The 15,009-nt window shown below is 68.8% G+C and carries 19 protein-coding genes; 9 read left to right on the top strand and 10 right to left on the bottom strand.

Annotated elements, in window-relative coordinates; genetic code table 11:
* Nucleotides 1-43: 43 nt before the first annotated feature.
* The 3 genes from I6J71_RS25575 to I6J71_RS25565 are packed head-to-tail and all read right to left on the bottom strand — an operon-like array spanning nucleotide 44 to nucleotide 2,228.
* The gene (locus tag I6J71_RS25575; protein ID WP_204089174.1) at nucleotides 44-1,405 is read right to left on the bottom strand and encodes an MmgE/PrpD family protein; all 1,362 of its coding nucleotides are present in this window, start codon (nucleotides 1,403-1,405) and stop codon (nucleotides 44-46) included.
* Nucleotides 1,405-1,713, bottom strand: coding sequence for a hypothetical protein (locus I6J71_RS25570; RefSeq protein WP_204089173.1), 309 nt, complete (start codon nucleotides 1,711-1,713; stop codon nucleotides 1,405-1,407). Before I6J71_RS25570 ends, I6J71_RS25575 begins: the two co-directional genes overlap by 1 nt.
* Entirely contained in the window at nucleotides 1,713-2,228 is a 516-nt protein-coding gene (locus I6J71_RS25565; RefSeq protein ID WP_204089172.1) for a flavin reductase family protein, read from the bottom strand. The genes I6J71_RS25570 and I6J71_RS25565 overlap by 1 nt, the downstream gene beginning before the upstream one ends.
* 153 nt (nucleotides 2,229-2,381) lie before the next feature.
* On the opposite strand from I6J71_RS25565, the gene I6J71_RS25560 reads away from it, so the two are divergent.
* Genes I6J71_RS25560 through I6J71_RS25525 form a run of 8 tightly spaced genes read left to right on the top strand, consistent with a single transcriptional unit; the run spans nucleotide 2,382 to nucleotide 9,098 of the window.
* Nucleotides 2,382-3,554, top strand: a complete 1,173-nt coding sequence (locus tag I6J71_RS25560; protein WP_204089171.1) for an amidohydrolase family protein — start codon at nucleotides 2,382-2,384, stop codon at nucleotides 3,552-3,554.
* 7 nt (nucleotides 3,555-3,561) lie between these two features.
* Nucleotides 3,562-4,707: a hypothetical protein gene (locus I6J71_RS25555; protein WP_204089170.1), complete on the top strand. Its 1,146-nt coding sequence runs from the start codon at nucleotides 3,562-3,564 to the stop codon at nucleotides 4,705-4,707.
* A gap of 49 nt (nucleotides 4,708-4,756) precedes the next feature.
* The gene (locus I6J71_RS25550) at nucleotides 4,757-5,152 is read left to right on the top strand and encodes a Zn-ribbon domain-containing OB-fold protein (protein WP_204089169.1); all 396 of its coding nucleotides are present in this window, start codon (nucleotides 4,757-4,759) and stop codon (nucleotides 5,150-5,152) included.
* Between the two features lie 32 nt (nucleotides 5,153-5,184).
* Nucleotides 5,185-6,027, top strand: coding sequence for a mycofactocin-coupled SDR family oxidoreductase (locus I6J71_RS25545; protein ID WP_204089168.1), 843 nt, complete (start codon nucleotides 5,185-5,187; stop codon nucleotides 6,025-6,027).
* Nucleotides 6,028-6,077: 50 nt separating this feature from the next.
* Nucleotides 6,078-6,998 carry a TIGR03619 family F420-dependent LLM class oxidoreductase gene (locus tag I6J71_RS25540; RefSeq protein ID WP_204089167.1) on the top strand — a complete coding sequence of 307 codons (921 nt, stop codon included), beginning with the start codon at nucleotides 6,078-6,080 and terminating at the stop codon, nucleotides 6,996-6,998.
* Nucleotides 6,999-7,057: 59 nt separating this feature from the next.
* Entirely contained in the window at nucleotides 7,058-8,515 is a 1,458-nt protein-coding gene (locus I6J71_RS25535; RefSeq protein WP_204089166.1) for an aldehyde dehydrogenase family protein, read from the top strand.
* A gap of 34 nt (nucleotides 8,516-8,549) precedes the next feature.
* The gene (locus I6J71_RS25530; RefSeq protein WP_204089165.1) at nucleotides 8,550-8,858 is read left to right on the top strand and encodes a non-heme iron oxygenase ferredoxin subunit; all 309 of its coding nucleotides are present in this window, start codon (nucleotides 8,550-8,552) and stop codon (nucleotides 8,856-8,858) included.
* 54 nt (nucleotides 8,859-8,912) lie between these two features.
* Nucleotides 8,913-9,098, top strand: a complete 186-nt coding sequence (locus I6J71_RS25525) for a hypothetical protein (RefSeq protein ID WP_204089164.1) — start codon at nucleotides 8,913-8,915, stop codon at nucleotides 9,096-9,098.
* Nucleotides 9,099-9,329: 231 nt separating this feature from the next.
* Here I6J71_RS25525 and I6J71_RS25520 read toward each other — a convergent pair whose 3' ends face one another.
* The 7 genes from I6J71_RS25520 to I6J71_RS25490 all read right to left on the bottom strand — a co-directional run bounded on the left by I6J71_RS25520 (nucleotide 9,330) and on the right by I6J71_RS25490 (nucleotide 13,982).
* Nucleotides 9,330-9,476, bottom strand: coding sequence for a hypothetical protein (locus I6J71_RS25520; RefSeq protein ID WP_204089163.1), 147 nt, complete (start codon nucleotides 9,474-9,476; stop codon nucleotides 9,330-9,332).
* A gap of 105 nt (nucleotides 9,477-9,581) precedes the next feature.
* On the bottom strand, nucleotides 9,582-9,959 hold the full coding sequence (locus I6J71_RS51080; protein WP_204089162.1) for an acyl-CoA dehydrogenase family protein: 378 nt from the start codon (nucleotides 9,957-9,959) through the stop codon (nucleotides 9,582-9,584).
* 194 nt (nucleotides 9,960-10,153) lie between these two features.
* The gene (locus tag I6J71_RS51075) at nucleotides 10,154-10,375 is read right to left on the bottom strand and encodes a hypothetical protein (protein WP_204097244.1); all 222 of its coding nucleotides are present in this window, start codon (nucleotides 10,373-10,375) and stop codon (nucleotides 10,154-10,156) included.
* 258 nt (nucleotides 10,376-10,633) lie between these two features.
* Nucleotides 10,634-11,290: a phosphate signaling complex protein PhoU gene (gene phoU / locus I6J71_RS25505; RefSeq protein WP_204089161.1), complete on the bottom strand. Its 657-nt coding sequence runs from the start codon at nucleotides 11,288-11,290 to the stop codon at nucleotides 10,634-10,636.
* A gap of 242 nt (nucleotides 11,291-11,532) precedes the next feature.
* Complete coding sequence (locus tag I6J71_RS25500) at nucleotides 11,533-11,739, bottom strand: hypothetical protein (protein ID WP_204089160.1); 207 nt, start codon at nucleotides 11,737-11,739, stop codon at nucleotides 11,533-11,535.
* Between the two features lie 165 nt (nucleotides 11,740-11,904).
* Complete coding sequence (locus I6J71_RS25495) at nucleotides 11,905-12,777, bottom strand: universal stress protein (RefSeq protein WP_204089159.1); 873 nt, start codon at nucleotides 12,775-12,777, stop codon at nucleotides 11,905-11,907.
* Nucleotides 12,778-13,394: 617 nt separating this feature from the next.
* Nucleotides 13,395-13,982, bottom strand: coding sequence for a class II glutamine amidotransferase (locus I6J71_RS25490; protein ID WP_204089158.1), 588 nt, complete (start codon nucleotides 13,980-13,982; stop codon nucleotides 13,395-13,397).
* Nucleotides 13,983-14,451: 469 nt separating this feature from the next.
* On the opposite strand from I6J71_RS25490, the gene I6J71_RS25485 reads away from it, so the two are divergent.
* Complete coding sequence (locus I6J71_RS25485) at nucleotides 14,452-14,736, top strand: hypothetical protein (RefSeq protein WP_204089157.1); 285 nt, start codon at nucleotides 14,452-14,454, stop codon at nucleotides 14,734-14,736.
* Nucleotides 14,737-15,009: the final 273 nt, after the last annotated feature.

Raw genomic sequence — 15,009 nt, 5'->3', positions numbered from 1 at the left:
GCGTCGCACACCACCCAGTACGGCACCCCGCGGATTCGCGGCGTCAGCCGAGCAGGAGCGCGCCGATCTGCGTGAGATCCGGTTGGTCCGGCAACGCGGCAATTAGGGCGACGGCACCGGACGCGGCTTCGCCGGACAGAGTCCCGCGCGTGTTGGCGTGGAACTTGGCCGCGAGTTCGTCCCAGGACATCGGGTCGGCGACGCTGCCGCGCAGCGTCAGTTGTTCGTGTTCGACTGTTCGCCCCGCGGTGGTCACGAGCTTGATCCGCGCACCGTTCTGCGGCAGGTCGGTCGCGGGGTGCACGGCGACGCGGCCGCGGTGCGGAGCCAGCCGCGCGAGGGCCTCGTCGGTGAAGGTCTCCACCGTGACCGCGCCGTCGACCAGAGCCGCCGTGACGGTGTAGGCGAGTGAGAACTTACCCTCCAGCGGGGTGCGAGCCCAGGGGTAGACGAGCACGTCCTCGAGGTTGCGGCGCTCGATCCAGACGTCCAGCGACGCGACGTCCGATTCGCCCAGTCCGGTGTCGCGCAGGACGTTGCGGACCCCGTCGATCGCGTAGTGGTTGGCGCCGCAGCACGGGTAGGCCTTGAACGTCATGCCCTCCTCGACCGCGTACGGGGTGGACACACCGACCGAGTCCAGCGCGTCGAGCACGACGTCGAGGTCGCCCTCGGCGCGGCAGATCACGTCGTGCCAGCCGAAGCGCTGCTCGAGGATCTCGGAGCTCGCCGTGAAGCCCGAACTCGCCAGCAGCGCGGCTTCGACGCCGGTGCGGCCCGCGATTCCCGCGTGCAGCGGCTTGGTCATGGTCCCGAAATTGGCGCGGAGCCCGCCCGATTGCGACGCGGCGATTCCGAGTGCGTGCGCGACGGCGCCGGGGGAGAGGTCCAGCAGCCGCGCGCACCCGGCGGCGGCGCCGAGGCTCGAGTACACCGACGGTTTGTGGTAACCGGCGGCGTACGGGCCGAGGCGGGTGTCCGAGTACATCGTGGTGAGCCGGTGGGCGATCTCGTACGCCACGACCACCGCGTCGGTGAACGCGGCGCCGTCGGCCCGCGTCTGCTCGGCCACGGCCCAGAGGGCGGGCAGGATCGCGACGCTGATGTGCCCGGCGCCCAGGCCGATGTCGTCGTAGTCCAAGGCGTGCCCGGCGGTGCCGTTGACAAGTGCCGCGAGCGAGGGGCTGAGGCGCGTCCGTCCGCCGAACACCGTTGCGGCACCGGCGCCGCCCTGCGAACGGGCGTAGTCGAGCGCGAGCCGTCCGGCGGCTTCGGAGGCGCCGGCCACCACGACCCCGGCGAGGTCCAGCACGGCGTGGCGCACCACCTCGGCGGCGCGCGGCGATGCGGCCGGGCTCGGTGCGGAGTGGACGAACTCGGCGAGCGCGTGCGTGACGGCGGCCATCAGGATGAGCTCTCCTCGACGTGTGCGCGAACCAACCTGCCGGTCTCGTCCGTCCAGCCCTTGCCGGCGGCGTAGGCCATGGCGGCGGCGAACCGCTCGGTCCAGCTTTCGTTGCGGGGCACCGGGCCGAAGGCCTTGAGCACTTCGATGTCCAGCCAGACGTGCGTGCCGTCCACGCGTCCGCGCTGCCCCAGCACCTGTCCGGCCAGTTCGGCGTCGGCCGACCGCAGTGCGACGGACAGCTCTCGCAGGTTTTCGACGTCCTCGGCGGTGACGGTGCCCGCCGCGCCGTCCACGACCACCTTCATCAGGCGGACCTGTGCAGCGCGGCGTGGGTGCCGAACGAACGGCGGTAGTAGGTCAGCGGGGCGTGGTCGACGAAGTCGGTTTCCAGCACGCTGCCCAGCACGATCGTGTGATCGCCGCCCGGTACGAGTTGGGCGACCTCGCAGGAGAACCAGCAGGCCGATTCCAGGACGTGCGGGGCACCGGCCCGCGTCGTCCACCCGACGCCGTCGAATTTGTCGCCGCCCTTGGTCGCGAACCGTCCTGCGAGGCCGTCTTGGTCGTGCGAAAGGATGTTGACCCCGAACCGGGACGAGGTGCGCAGCACCTTGAGCAGGTCGGAGTTCTCGTCGAGGGCGACCAGCACCATCGGCGGGGTGAGTGAGAGGGAAGAGAACGCGCTCACTGTGGTGCCGTGCGGGCGTTCTCCGTCGAACACGGTCACGACGGCCACCGGTGTGCACACGGAACCCATCGCGGCTTTGAACAGGTCTGGGGTGACCTCTCTTATGGCTTCCCGCGCCGCTTGATCAGTCATGGAACCGAAGATACGGCCGGCTCGCGAGGGTGTCAACGGCACCGTTGACACCCGGCCGCGCGTGGGCGTAGCGTCGCCGATCGAGCCACTCTGCACCGGAAAGGCGAATCACCGATGACATATACGCCGCGTGAAAGCGGGCCCTTCGCGGGCTTGAAACTGATCGATGCGGACTCGCACATCACCGAAGCCGGTGACACGTGGACATCGCGCGCCCCGGCGAAGTACAAGGACCGCGTTCCCCAGTGCCACGCGGACGACGACGGCGTCAGCTACTGGTTCGTCGACGGTCACCAGAAGCTGAGCCGGGACAACAGCATCGCGTTCGTCCGCAAGAACGGCGAGAAGATCCCCTATTACGGCGCCGACATGGAACTGGCCGGCAACCAGATCGGCGGGCGCAAGGAAGACGTCCACGCCGCCGCCACCGAAGCCAAGCCGCGGGTCGAGCTGCTCGACGAGATGGGCATCTACGCGCAGATCGTGTACCCGAATATCATGGGTTTCGCGGCTCCCGCCATGGTGCAAGGTCTGGACCGCGAGCTGTCCTACGTGATCTGCCAGATCTACAACGACGCGATGCGCGACTGGCAGGCCGAGGGGTCCGAACGGCTGCTGCCGCAGGCGATGCTGCCGTTCTGGGACATCCCGCAGTCCATCGCCGAGGCCAAGCGCGCCAAGGACATCGGGCTCACGGGGGTGCTGATGGCCGGTGAACCGCACCTGGGTGGCTTGCCGGACCTGGGCAGTGAGCACTGGTACCCGTTGTACGAGGTGCTCTCGGACCTCGAGCTGCCGATCAACATCCACATCGGAGCCCGGAACTGGAAGGGCAGCCAGGGCGGTGCCGCGTGGCCTTCGCTGCCCGAGCGCGCGGGCAAGCCGGTGCGTTCGATCCAGACCGAGCTGTCGAACTCGCGGTTCGTGTCCAACCTCTGCGCGAGCGACGTGCTCGTGAAGTACCCCGACTTGAACTGGGTGTCGGTCGAGTCGGGCATCGGCTGGATCCCCTACGTCCTCGAGCGCATCGACTACGAGTACCGCGAGGAGTTCCCGGGCGTGGAGCCGCCGCCGCTGCCGCCGGCGAAGGAGCTGTTCCAGAAGGGCGTCTTCGGCACGTTCTGGTTCGAGGACGCCGGGCCGCTGGCGCTGCTGGACCGCATCGGCGCGGACAACGTGCTGTGGGAGACGGACTTCCCGCACCCTACGAGCCTGTACCCGGACCCGGTGACCCGCTCCGAGGAGAAGCTGAAGGGCCTCGACCCCGCCGTGGTCCGCAAGCTCGTTCAGGACAACGCGGCCAAGCTGTACAAGATCGAGGTCTGACGGGTTCATGCCGAATCCCATCGCCGGCAAGATCGCGATCGTCGGTCTCGGGCACACCACGCAGGGGGAGCTGCCGGGCCAGTCGGTCGAGGAGATCGCCGTGGACGCCGCGATCAACGCGGTCGAGGACTCCGGCCTGACGTTCGCCGACCTGGACGGGCTGATCGCCTGCAAGTCCGTCCAGGGCGGCGGCAACGACGTCACCGTCGGGCAACTGCTCGGACTCAACCTGCCCTACGTGCAATCGCTGGACTACGGGACGTGCAACTTCTCCCTGCACCTGGCCGTCGCGGCGATCGGCGCCGGGCTCTGCAGCACGGTGCTGCTCACCTACGGGGCCAACGCCCGCAGCGGCCGGTTCGACTTCGGCCGGCCGATGTACGGCCCGGACATGGCCAGCGCCGCCGGGCTCGTCCACATCGCCGGCCGGGCCGGGCTGGCGCTGCAGCGGCACAAGGCCGTCTACGGCACGACGGACGAGCAGTTCGGCGTACTCGCGGTCGGCCAGCGGGAGTGGGCGCGCAAGAACCCGAACGCGATCTTCCGCAAGCCGCTGAGCATGGCGGACTACCTGGCCGAGCAGTACATGGTCGAGCCGCTGCGCCGCTCCGACGTCACGATGATCTCCGACGGCGGTGTTGCGTTCGTCGTCACGACGGCGGAGCGGGCGGCGGACTTGCCCGCCAAGCCGGTTTTCGTATCGGGCATCGCGGAGCACGCGGGGGTCCGCGGTGAGCACAACCCGGAAAACCTGATGCGGCCGTGGCTGGCGGACGCCGCCCGCGACATCTGGGCGAACACCGGGATGCGCCCGGACGACGTCGACGCGCTCTACATCCAGGACCCGACCGCCGTCTGGACCCTGCAGATGCTGGAGTACTACGGTTTCTGCGGGATGGGCGAGGGCGGCCCGTTCCTCGCGGAGGGGCACACCCTGCCCGGCGGCCGTCTCCCGTTGAACACCCACGGCGGGCAGCTTTCCGAGAGCTACACGTGGGGCTGGATGCACCTCGTCGAGGCGGTCCGGCAGCTGCGGGGTGAAGCGGGCGAGCGGCAGCTGGCAGCTCCGGAGACCGCGATGTACCTGTCCAGCCACGGGTTCGTGAAAGCCGCCGCATCCATCCTGTCGACCAATGCGAGCGTCGGCGCGTGACCGTGCCCCAGCGATCGCACGCCGCGGCTTCGCGGGTGAGGAGAGTCGCATGAGTGAGTCGCTGTCCCCCGCCGACCATCCCCTTGTGGAGCCGTTCTTCCGGGCGGCCGGGCAGGGCCGCCTGGTCGTGCAGCGGTGTGACTCCTGCGAGGCTCTGCGCTGGCCGCCGCTTTCGGGGTGCCCCGAGTGCCGGGGCCGCGACACGACCTGGGCCGAGGTCTCGCCGACCGGGACGATCTGGAGCTTCGTGGTCTACCACCGTGCGTTTTCCGCCTCGCTGAAGGACCAGGTGCCCTACACCGTGGCGATGGTGCAGCTGGACGAAGGCCCGTACCTCGTCGGCCGGCTGGTCGACGGCGAGAAGCCGCCGCGGGTCGGGGACCGCGTCCGAGCGGAGTTCCTCGAAGCCGGCGGCGTCGCGACCGTCCGCTGGCGACTCGCCTGAATCCGTTCACCGACAACGACGAAGGAGCAAACATGGGTCAGCTCGCCGGCAAGGTCGCCTTCATCACGGGAGGTGCCCGCGGCCAGGGCCGAGCCCACGCGCTGGCGCTCGCCGCCGAAGGCGCGGACGTGGTGGTCACCGACATCGGGCAGGACGTCCCGGTCATCGGCTACCCGATGGCCACGCCCGACCAGCTGGCCACGACGGTCAAGCTCGTCGAGGAGTACGGCGTCCGGGCGCTCGGCCTGCAGGTCGACGCGCGCAGCACCGACGAAGTGAACGCCGCGGTCGGCCGCACGATCGCCGAGTTCGGCCGGCTCGACATCCTGCTCGCCAACCACGGCATCGTGGACTTCTCGACGGTCGAGAACACCACCGACGAGTCCTGGAACACGATCGTCGACACGAACCTGACCGGCATCTTCAAGGCGATCCGCGCGGTCATCCCGCAGATGAAGCAGCAGGGGTGGGGCCGGATCGTCGCCACCTCGTCGATGGGCGCCCGGGCCACCGCTCCGAACCTGGCCCACTACATCGCCGCGAAGTGGGGCGTGATCGGCCTGGTGAAGTCCGCCGCCCTCGAGCTCAAGGACACCGGTATCACGGTCAACGCGATCTGCCCGGGCGCGGTGGACACCGACCTGTTCTTCAACCAGCCGACCTACGACGTCTTCTGTCCCGACCTGCCCTCGCCGGTCACCGAAGAGCAATTTCGCCGGCGGCTCGACGACTTGAACTACGGCCTGAACGGCATCCGGTTCCTCGAAGCGGACGACGTCGCGCGGACCATGCTCTACCTCGTGCTCGACCGCGGTCTGCTCAGCGGTCAGGTCGCCGAGATCGGCCTGCTCGGTCCCGCCCACTCCATCTACTGACGGGCGCGCCGGAGCACCCCCGGCGACCATCCAGAAGGGACATCGACAGCGTGGAAGCGTCTTTCGGCGTCAAGCTCCCGGGGCTCGTCCCGTCGTACGCCGGGTCCCTGCGGGAGATCCCGGACCTGGCGGTCGAATTCGAAAAGCTCGGGTTCGACGACGTCATGGACGGCGAGCACATCCTGTACGCCGCGGAGATGAGCCACCCGGGTGGGGCGGGCAATTTCGAGCACAGCCGTACCGAGCAGCACTCCGATCGCTCCGACACGCTGGTCATGTTCGGGGCGATCGCGGCGAAGACCATGCGGATCGGGATGATCTCGGGCATCCTGCTCGCGGCCGCGCACCCGCCCGCTGTCCTGGCGCGCCAGGCGTCCACATTGGACGTTCTTTCCGGCGGCCGGTTCACGCTCGGCGTGGGCGGCGGGTGGAACGCGGCCGAGTTCGAGCAGATGGGCATTCCCGCCGAGGAGCGCGCGGCCCGCACCGAAGAGGCCGTCCGCGCGTGCCGCGAGCTGTGGTCTCCGGGGCTGTCCTCGTTCGCGGGGCGGTGGACGCGGTTCGACGACGTGATCTGCGAGCCGGCCCCGGTGACGCCCGGCGGTGTTCCGGTGTGGTGGGGTGGCAACGCGCGCAGCAAACCCACCGCGCGCCGGGTCGCGACCCTCGCGCAGGGCTGGCTCGCCCGGGAGGCAGCCGACGACGCCGAAATCTCGGCGTCGGTCGACGTGATCCGGGCCGCGTGCGCGGAACACGGCCGGGATCCGGCCACGGTCGGGATCCGGGCTTCGCTGACCCGGACCTCCGACTGGAACGCGGCCGGGTCCTTCGACGACCTGGCCGAACGGGCGATCACCCGCGCGAAGCGCCTGGTGGCGCTCGGCGTCACCCACTTCACCGTCCCGCTGGGCTATTACGGCATCGACCTCGACGCACTGGGCACCTTGCTCAAGGTGCTCCGCGACGCTTGACCCGACCCCGGTCAACGTTTCAGTTGACACGACTTCGACCTTGGTGAAAGGCTGCGAGCATGTTCGAACGCGAGGACCACTTCATCGGTGGCCGCTGGGTTTCCGCCCGGGGCAGCGAGTTCCTCGACGTCGTGTCCCCCTCGACCGAAGAGGTGGTGGGACGCGTCCCCGTCGCGACCACCGACGAGGTCGACGCGGCCGTCGCCGCGGCTCGCGCCGCGTTCGACGACGGGCCGTGGCCGCGGCTGAGCGTGGCCGAACGCGCCGAGCACCTGCGCCGATTCGTGGCCGCCGTCGAAGCCCGCCGTGAGCCGGCGCTGCGACTGCAGATCGACGAGATGGGCATGACGCACAAGTTCGCCGTCGAGAACTTCGACGGTCTCCGTCCTTCGCTCGAACGCTACGTCGCCGACGCCGAGAAGATCGCCTTCGCGGAGGTCCGCGAAGGTGTTGTCGGCAAAGTCCTCGTGCTGCGCGAGCCGGTCGGCGTGGTCGCCGGCGTCACCCCGTGGAACTCGCCGATCGCGGTCGAGGTTTCCAAGATCTTCCCGGCACTCCTGATGGGCTGCCCGATCGTCGTCAAGCCCGCACCCGAATCGCCGCTGTCGGCGTACTTGCTGGGGGAGGCCGCGATCGAGGCCGGTTTGCCCGAGGGTGTCCTGAGCATCGTCAACGGCGGGGTGCCGGTGGGCGCGCACCTGGTCGACCACCCCGGGATCGACCACGTGACCTTCACCGGCAGCACGGGCGGCGGGCACGTGATCGCCCAGACCTGCGCCGCGCGGTTCCGCGGGGTGACCCTCGAACTCGGTGGCAAGTCGGCGGCGGTCGTCCTGCCCGGCACGGACATGACGGAGTACGTCCCCTCGCTGGTCGGCGGTTCGCTGCGCAACAGCGGCCAGATCTGCGTGTCCACGAACCGGGTGATCGTGCACGAGGACGACCGGGATCGCGTCGTGCAGCAGCTCGTGGACCACATCTCGGCGATGAAGCTCGGTGATCCGCACGAGCCGGACACCGACTTCGGTCCCCTCGCCGCCAAACGGCAGCTCGAGAAGGTCGAGCAGTTCGTGGCCTCCGGCCGGGCGCAGGGCGCGAAGGTCGTGCTGGGTGGGGTCCGTCCCGCCGACCGGCCCACGGGGTGGTACTTCGAGCCGACCGTCTTCGTCGACGTGGACAACGGCATGGAGATCGCCCAGGAGGAGATCTTCGGTCCCGTGCTGTCCGTCATCACCTACTCGGACGAGGACGAAGCGATCGCCATCGCGAACGACAGCAAGTACGGCCTGGGCGGCGCGGTCTTCGCGACCGACGCGGAGGAGGGGATCCGCGTCGCCACCCGGATCGTGACCGGAACCGTCCAGGTCAACGGCGGGCCGCCCGCTGGGGGTGGCGGCCCGTTCGCCGGGCGCAAGCACTCGGGGATGGGTGCCGAACGCGCCGTCGAGGGATTGGGGGCCTTCCTCGAGCTGAAGTCCGTGACCCTGCCGCCGGGGTACGAGCCCGCCGCGGTATGAACCCGGTCCACCACACCGACACCGAAGGACGAACATGGTGAAGTGCTTGGTCGCCAAGCTCGCGGACCTGCAAGGGAACCCGCTCAAGTCAGTGACCGCCGAGGGCAAGCAGATCTGCCTGGCGCGCCTCGAGTCCGGCGAGGTCTTCGCGCTGAGCGACATCTGCAGCCACGAGTGGATCGAGCTGTCCGACGGGGATCTGGACGGCGAGGACGTCGAATGCCCGGCGCACGGTTCGCGCTTCAACGTCCGGACGGGCGAGGTGAGCGGCCTGCCGGCGGAGGAGCCGGTCGCGACCTACCCCGTCGTGGTCGAGGATGACGAGATCTACGTCGAGGTGTGAACCAATTCGGCAGCTTCCGTCCTGCGCTGGTGCTCCTGAAAGGTGTGGCTGGGCGTGGTCGGCGGCGGCGCTCATGACGCGGTCGACGTGGAGGATCTCGCCGGTGACGAACGGCGCGTTCTCGAGGTAGACGACCGCATCGACGACGTCGGCGACCTCGCCCATACGACCGACGGGCTGCAGGCTCTCGATGAGCTGGCGGGGCTAGGGCCTATATCGAAGTCGTCTCGGGCAGGTTGAGTTGGAGTTGGTGTTGCTGGGCGCACTGGTGGCTGAAACTCCGTCACTGACCATACTTTCCGCGCGCAGCATCGTGGTCATCCGCCGTGGAAGGCCGGCCGTGGCACGCCCGATCGCCGAGGCGTCGGTCGGGGCGAGGATCGCGCCGAGGAGCCAGGCAGCCGATCAGCTCAGCCCCACCGCATGCTCAGCGGCAGCCGCCGTCCCGGTGGTCGCTAGCACCAGGCCTAGCTAGTTGAGCAGCACCATGCTCAGGGTCGAACGGATCTCTCGCAGTGACGTGGTCAGCGAGTCCCAGTACAGCAGCGCGGGCAACACCACGAGCGAGATCACGCTCGGCGAAACCGGCAGGTCGTGCAGCCAGGTTAGAAACGCCAAGGGCACGCCGCCGACGAGCACACCAGTGCGGCTGTCACACGGATGCGCACGGCGAGCTCGCTCAGTGCCACCACCGCGATGAGAACGGTGACGATCACCTGCAGGCTACGCGGGTCCATCGGCCCGCCCGCGCGTCGGGACGTGCCTGATGGCAGGTCGGTTCGGATGTCTTGGCGTGATCGGTTCAACGGGCATGGCACAACCACATGATCTGTCTGGTGTGGACTCGATGGCTAATGGCGTGGTTCGACGCCGGGCAGCCATCGCTGCTCCCGTCGAACAGCGGGTAAGCCTGCGCGTCCTGAAGAAGTCTTGCCAGGGCACGTCGTAGCTGTAGCTGTCCACGTCTACAACGCGGAGGAAACGATTGATCGTGCTGACAGCGGTTTCTGACGCGAAGACCTTGGTATGCAGCGCGAGTTCGGGCCCCTCGGGGGCGTTGGCGTCGAGAGCCTGACACGTCCGCCGTGTCAGAGCACGCACTGGCGGAACCAAGAGGACCGATAGCGCTTTGCTGGTCGCTCACGGGGAATTGGCGCATGGCTGGTGATTTTGTCGACGTCGCCGAGGACATCATGGGCGAAGTCGCGGGCAGCTACCTGGAGTCGGCGCTGCTCGGGGGTCAATGCGAAGTCACTTGGTATGGGTTCGCTCCTTATTGGTGCGACCCGGCGCAATCACGTCTGGGCGACCGTCGAGTGTGAGAGCATCGCCCGGGACGACGTCCGCTCTGTTACCGCTTGCCACCCACTGTCTACGTCCAGAGTGATACCGGTGGTGAAACTGTTTTCCATCAGATAGACGGCGGAATGTGCGACCTCCTCAGCCGTGCCGGGCCGGCCGAGCGCCGGCTGCGCTGAGACCTGGTCGCGGTAGCTACGGTGGGCTGCCTCGTCCATGCGGCGTGCGTGGGTGTCGATCGGTCCGGGCGCGATGGCGTTGACGCCAAGGGAGCGAGTTCGAGGGCGAGTGATTTGACGGCTGCCTCGATCGCACCGTCCACCGAGGCGAACGCGAAGAATTCGGGTTCCATCTTGCGGTAGAGATAATCAGAGACCAGAGTGATCGAACCCGTCTCCTTCGGAACATCGCTGACGGGCTGGTTGTGTCCGCCCAACGGCAACGTGTGAACCGATCACGGTCCCGGCGGGCCCGGGTCAGGTGTGGGTGTGGAAGGGAAGTTCGCCGGTGTCGGCGAAGCCCAGCCGGTTCGCGACGGCGACGGCTTGGTCGCCGAAGCGTTCGTAGAACCGGGCGAGCAGGGCGAGGTTGGCGGCTGTCTGGACGCAGTGGGGCCACTGGTCGCTGGTGATCAGGGCCAGGATGCGGGTGTGCCTGGTGTCGATGGTCTGGTCGGTGTCGGCGAGGTCGGCGAATCCGCACGGGCAGTGGCGGGTGATCAGTTCGGCGAGCCGGTCGGCCATGCTCGCGGCGGCGTCGCCCATTTCGGCGAAGGTGGTTTCGAGCTCGGCGGGAACGGCGTGGTGGGGGTGGGTGAAGCGGACGGTGCCGGCGATGTGTGCGGCCAGGTCGCCCATCCGCTCGAGCCGGTCGGCGCAGTAGATGGCGGCCAGGATGGAACGCAGGTCGTGGGCCTTGGGCGCTTGCAGGGCCAGCAGGGTCTGGGCGTGCGTTTCGCAGTCGGCGCGGGCCCAGTCGATCTCGGCATCGGCGGCGATCACCCGCTCGGCCAGCTCCAGGTCGGCGCTCAGCAGTGCCCTGCTGGCTCGGCGGATCGCCTCGGCCGCGAGCCTGCACATCCCCTTCAGCTGTGCGCTGAGGCGGTCCAGCTCGTCGTGAAAGCTCTCGCGCATCGCGGCCCCCGAATTCTCGTCGGCCCGGCCGAACGCCGGCCTCTCGCAGCGACGTGGCGCACTCGCGCAATGCGGCCCGCCGGCAGGCTGGGGGAGGATCCTGCCGGCGGGGTCACATGCGGCATGCACCTCGGCGCGTATCCACAATGCTGGGCCTTAAGACTGAGATCAGCCGGGTAGCGTTACAAGATCTTTTGTGGCAGCGGCCGAGGAAGTCGGCTCGCCGCCGAGCACGGCGACGATCAGCTCACGCTGAGGGCCGTGGTGTTGGGGTCCTTCGACACGTTGAGAAGCGCGAGCGCAACGCGCGCAACATTCTCCGGCTGAGCACGCACGTCGCCGCTCGACGCGTTTACCGTGCGCAGTCCTGCCGACCTGCGGTGTGTCGTGGCGGCGAGGAGGATGAGCCTGATGGTGAATCCTTCCGAAGCCGACCCCATGATCAGCACGAGCCCGCTCGCGGCCGACGTCGCGCTTCGACATGCGGTGAGGGCGTGGTGCTAGCCGCTCGCGGTGAGCTCGACGCGATCACGACGCCCTCGCCGCAGTGCCTCGTGTGCTGGTGGTGGACCTGAGCGAGACCGAGTTCGTTTCCGCGGCCGCGATCGGCGCCCTCATGTGACGGGTTCTGGGCGGACGACCAGTACGGGGCACTGTGCGCGCCGGACCAGTGCCTGGCTGGTCGATCCCAGCAGCAGCCCTTTGAACCCGCCTCGGCCGCGGCTGCCGACCACTACCAGCTGGGCGTGCTTCGACTCCTCCAGCAATGCCTTTCGGGGATTGTTGCGCACCAGGCGGCGACGCACCTCGACGTCCGGGTGTTGCTCCTGCCGGCCTGCCAGCCGCTGGGCCAGCAAGCGCATCGCATCCGGCTCGATGGCGTCCCATGGCGGCATCAACCGCGCCGTTCCGTATATGCCTTCGTAGGTGAGGTCGCTCCAGGCGTGCACCGCCGTCAGCGGCACACCGCGCAACGACGCCTCCTCGAAGGCGACCCCGACCGCCTGCTCGCTGTTGGGGCTGCCGTCGACGCCGACGACCACCGTCCCCACCGTTGGCACCGTTCCGTCCCGGTCCCGCACGACCGCCACCGGGCACTGCGCCTGACTCACGACCGTCGCCACCGCCGAGCCGATGAGCATTCCGCCGACCGCGCCAATGCCGCTACGGCCGAGTACGACCATGCGTGCCTTGCTTGACAGGTGGACCAGGACGGCCGCGGCCGTTTCGGACACCGTTTCCGTGGTGATCGTGAGCGAGCTGTCCACCGCGAGCGCCGCCCGTCGGGCGTCGGCGACGATACTTTCGGCAGCCCGCTGGGCCAGGTCGAACACCTCGCCCATCCCGGCAACGCCGGCACCGTAGAACAGGACGGTGACCTCCAAGCCATGCGCGATGACAAGATCCAGGTTCCGCTGCGACGCCATCCTTGCCGCCCACCGCACCGCTTCCTCGGCACCGGGCGAGCCATCCGTTCCGACCACCATCGTGCGCGCCCAGTCGGGTCATGCCCACTCACCTTCCTTCCTCCCAAGGTCTCGCGCTACGCCCCCGCAATCGGTACGCCAAGGGCGCCGGCCTCACCTGAGCCGGCCTGTCCCGCGCGTCGGCAAGAAGCCGAGCTGCTGCGCAGCGGCGTTGGTCCATCGGTCCTTTCTTCTGCGTCGGCTACGAGCTGCCCACCAGGAACCGCGACTGCGGACCGCGCTCCGGCCGGGTGGGTAGGCCGGAGCGGTCGATGCGCCGGGGCGGGCGGCGGGGTGAAACCCGGTGGTGGCCGCCCACGGGCACTGGCGATGCGGGCGCGGTCGCGCGTCCAGCCGAGTCGTTCGAGCCGGATCGGACCTGGTCAACGCAGGGCTCCGGACAACTGCGGCGAAAACGATCGGATCTCCTGGGTACCGGCGTGTGTCACGACGCAGGTGGCTTCCGGCACCTCACGCCACGCCCCGTGAAGGTCACCCAGTGGCTCCGACACGACGAGGCGGGCATCGTCGGACAGCACGTGCAGCGCCGGGTTGTCCGGGTACTGGCGGCGGAGGGTGGAGACGTCGGTGCTGTGGAAGAGGGACCGGGAACGGCCCTCGCTGGAATAGCGGAAGGCCTAGGTGCTGTCGCCGTCGGTGGTGGCGACCGTCATCTGTATCGGGTGAACGGTCCCGTGCCGCCGTCCGGTCTGCTCGACCACCGCCACGGCCTGGGCCACGCCCGCCACCGGGTCCTGTTCCAGGCCGAAGGTCAAGGCGAGATAGAAGAGGATCTCGGAATCCGTCGACCCCTGGATTTCGGGGAAGAGCACGGGGTCGACGACCATCGCGAGTTCACGCCGGACGGAGGGGAAGTCCTCGATGAGGCCGTTGTGCATCCACAGCCATCTGCCGTGCCGGAACGGGTGGCAGTTGGTCTGCTGCACGGCCGAGCCGGTGGACGCCCGCACATGCGCGAACACCCGCCCGGACTCGACCTGTGCGGCGATCTCGCGGAGGTTGCGGTCGTTCCAGGCCGGCTCGGTGCTGAGGAACAGCCCGGGCGTGGCCAGGTTTCCGTACCAGCCGACGCCGAAGCCGTCACCGTTCGTGGTTTCCACACCCAAACGCGCCTGTTTGCTCTGCATCACGAGGGAGTTCTCGGGCTTGTAGAGAAGATCTTCCAGAGACACCGGCGAGCCGGAGTACGCGAGCCAACGGCACATCTCGAACCTCCTTCACCCATCGACGCACCGTGACGACGGGTGCGGAACACCCGCCGCAGATGAGGCCGACCGCAGTGGCTGCGGTTGCCATGGCGCGATCACGCGGCCGACGAGAAAGACGGTGCCTGGCCGACTTGAGCGATGCCCGTGCAAACAGCGCCGCCCACTTCCGTCGGCGGGTACGGCCGCGGTACGGCCACCGGCCCGACGAGCGCACGTTGCCCCGCCGCCGATCCGGCCGAGCGGCTCCCTGACCGAACTTGGCTACGAACGCGCACAAAGCGGCGGCATGGTCGCGAATAGCAGCGTCGCGCCGGTCGGTCGCCCCCGGTCAGCATCCGCGCCAGCGAGACCGTGACTCGACGTCCGTGTTCGCGAACCGCGCGGACACCGGCCTCATCAAGTACGGGCGAGGACACACCTCGGACCGCTCACGATGCTGGCGCCGAGGGGAAACCCGGGAGGCGCCGTGTCCCAGTCCCACTACGTGTTCCGCGTGTCGGGGCGCCTGTCCGACCGCGCCACCCACGCCATCCTCGGGTTCTGCGACCTGGAAGTCACCGCCGCCCCACCCGAGACGATCATCCACTGCCACGTCCCCGACGAGGAACGCCTGCACCGCTTACTCACCCTGGTCAGCGTCCTGGGTCTCGATGTGGTTTCCATGCAGCAAGTCCCGAGATTTCCGGCCTCGCCCTCTTCGCCACGGCTGACCCGTCAGATCAGCGAGGAAACGGCCGACCCAGACAAGTAGGTGCTCATTGATCAGTGGTCGTAGGCGATGAGCGTGTGGGGAGTCCTGTCGGCGGGTCTTGTGCGCGGTCTGTGCGGACCGACCGCTTGCTCCGGGTTCCGCGCACCGCAGAACCGATGACGCGGAACTCGCCCACCGCCGATCCGTGGGTGGGCAGGTACATCTGGTCATGCACCTCGGTGCCCGAACACACCCTGCCCGCCTTCACGGGCGTCCCGCGCGGTCGCGTCTAGCCAGGTCCGGTCCTCGCGGGGCGGTTATGAGCGACTGCTG

Origin of the sequence: Amycolatopsis sp. FDAARGOS 1241, assembly GCF_016889705.1 — a bacterium.
Lineage (GTDB): Bacteria > Actinomycetota > Actinomycetes > Mycobacteriales > Pseudonocardiaceae > Amycolatopsis.
Note: the sequence above shows the minus strand (reverse complement) of the source record. Positions and strands in the feature narration are given on the sequence as shown.

Excerpts from the sequence above, each read along its gene's own strand:
- I6J71_RS25495 (WP_204089159.1), bottom strand. The coding sequence starts at position 12,777 with ATGGTGGTCGGAACGGATGGCTCGCCCGGTGCCGAGGAAGCGGTGCGG.
- phoU (WP_204089161.1), bottom strand. The coding sequence starts at position 11,290 with ATGCGCGAGAGCTTTCACGACGAGCTGGACCGCCTCAGCGCACAGCTG.
- I6J71_RS25555 (WP_204089170.1), top strand. The coding sequence starts at position 3,562 with ATGCCGAATCCCATCGCCGGCAAGATCGCGATCGTCGGTCTCGGGCAC.
- I6J71_RS25530 (WP_204089165.1), top strand. The coding sequence starts at position 8,550 with ATGGTGAAGTGCTTGGTCGCCAAGCTCGCGGACCTGCAAGGGAACCCG.
- I6J71_RS25535 (WP_204089166.1), top strand. The coding sequence starts at position 7,058 with ATGTTCGAACGCGAGGACCACTTCATCGGTGGCCGCTGGGTTTCCGCC.
- I6J71_RS25565 (WP_204089172.1), bottom strand. The coding sequence starts at position 2,228 with ATGACTGATCAAGCGGCGCGGGAAGCCATAAGAGAGGTCACCCCAGAC.
- I6J71_RS25545 (WP_204089168.1), top strand. The coding sequence starts at position 5,185 with ATGGGTCAGCTCGCCGGCAAGGTCGCCTTCATCACGGGAGGTGCCCGC.
- I6J71_RS51075 (WP_204097244.1), bottom strand. The coding sequence starts at position 10,375 with ATGGACGAGGCAGCCCACCGTAGCTACCGCGACCAGGTCTCAGCGCAG.
- I6J71_RS25490 (WP_204089158.1), bottom strand. The coding sequence starts at position 13,982 with ATGTGCCGTTGGCTCGCGTACTCCGGCTCGCCGGTGTCTCTGGAAGAT.
- I6J71_RS25550 (WP_204089169.1), top strand. The coding sequence starts at position 4,757 with ATGAGTGAGTCGCTGTCCCCCGCCGACCATCCCCTTGTGGAGCCGTTC.
- I6J71_RS25575 (WP_204089174.1), bottom strand. The coding sequence starts at position 1,405 with ATGGCCGCCGTCACGCACGCGCTCGCCGAGTTCGTCCACTCCGCACCG.
- I6J71_RS25570 (WP_204089173.1), bottom strand. The coding sequence starts at position 1,713 with ATGAAGGTGGTCGTGGACGGCGCGGCGGGCACCGTCACCGCCGAGGAC.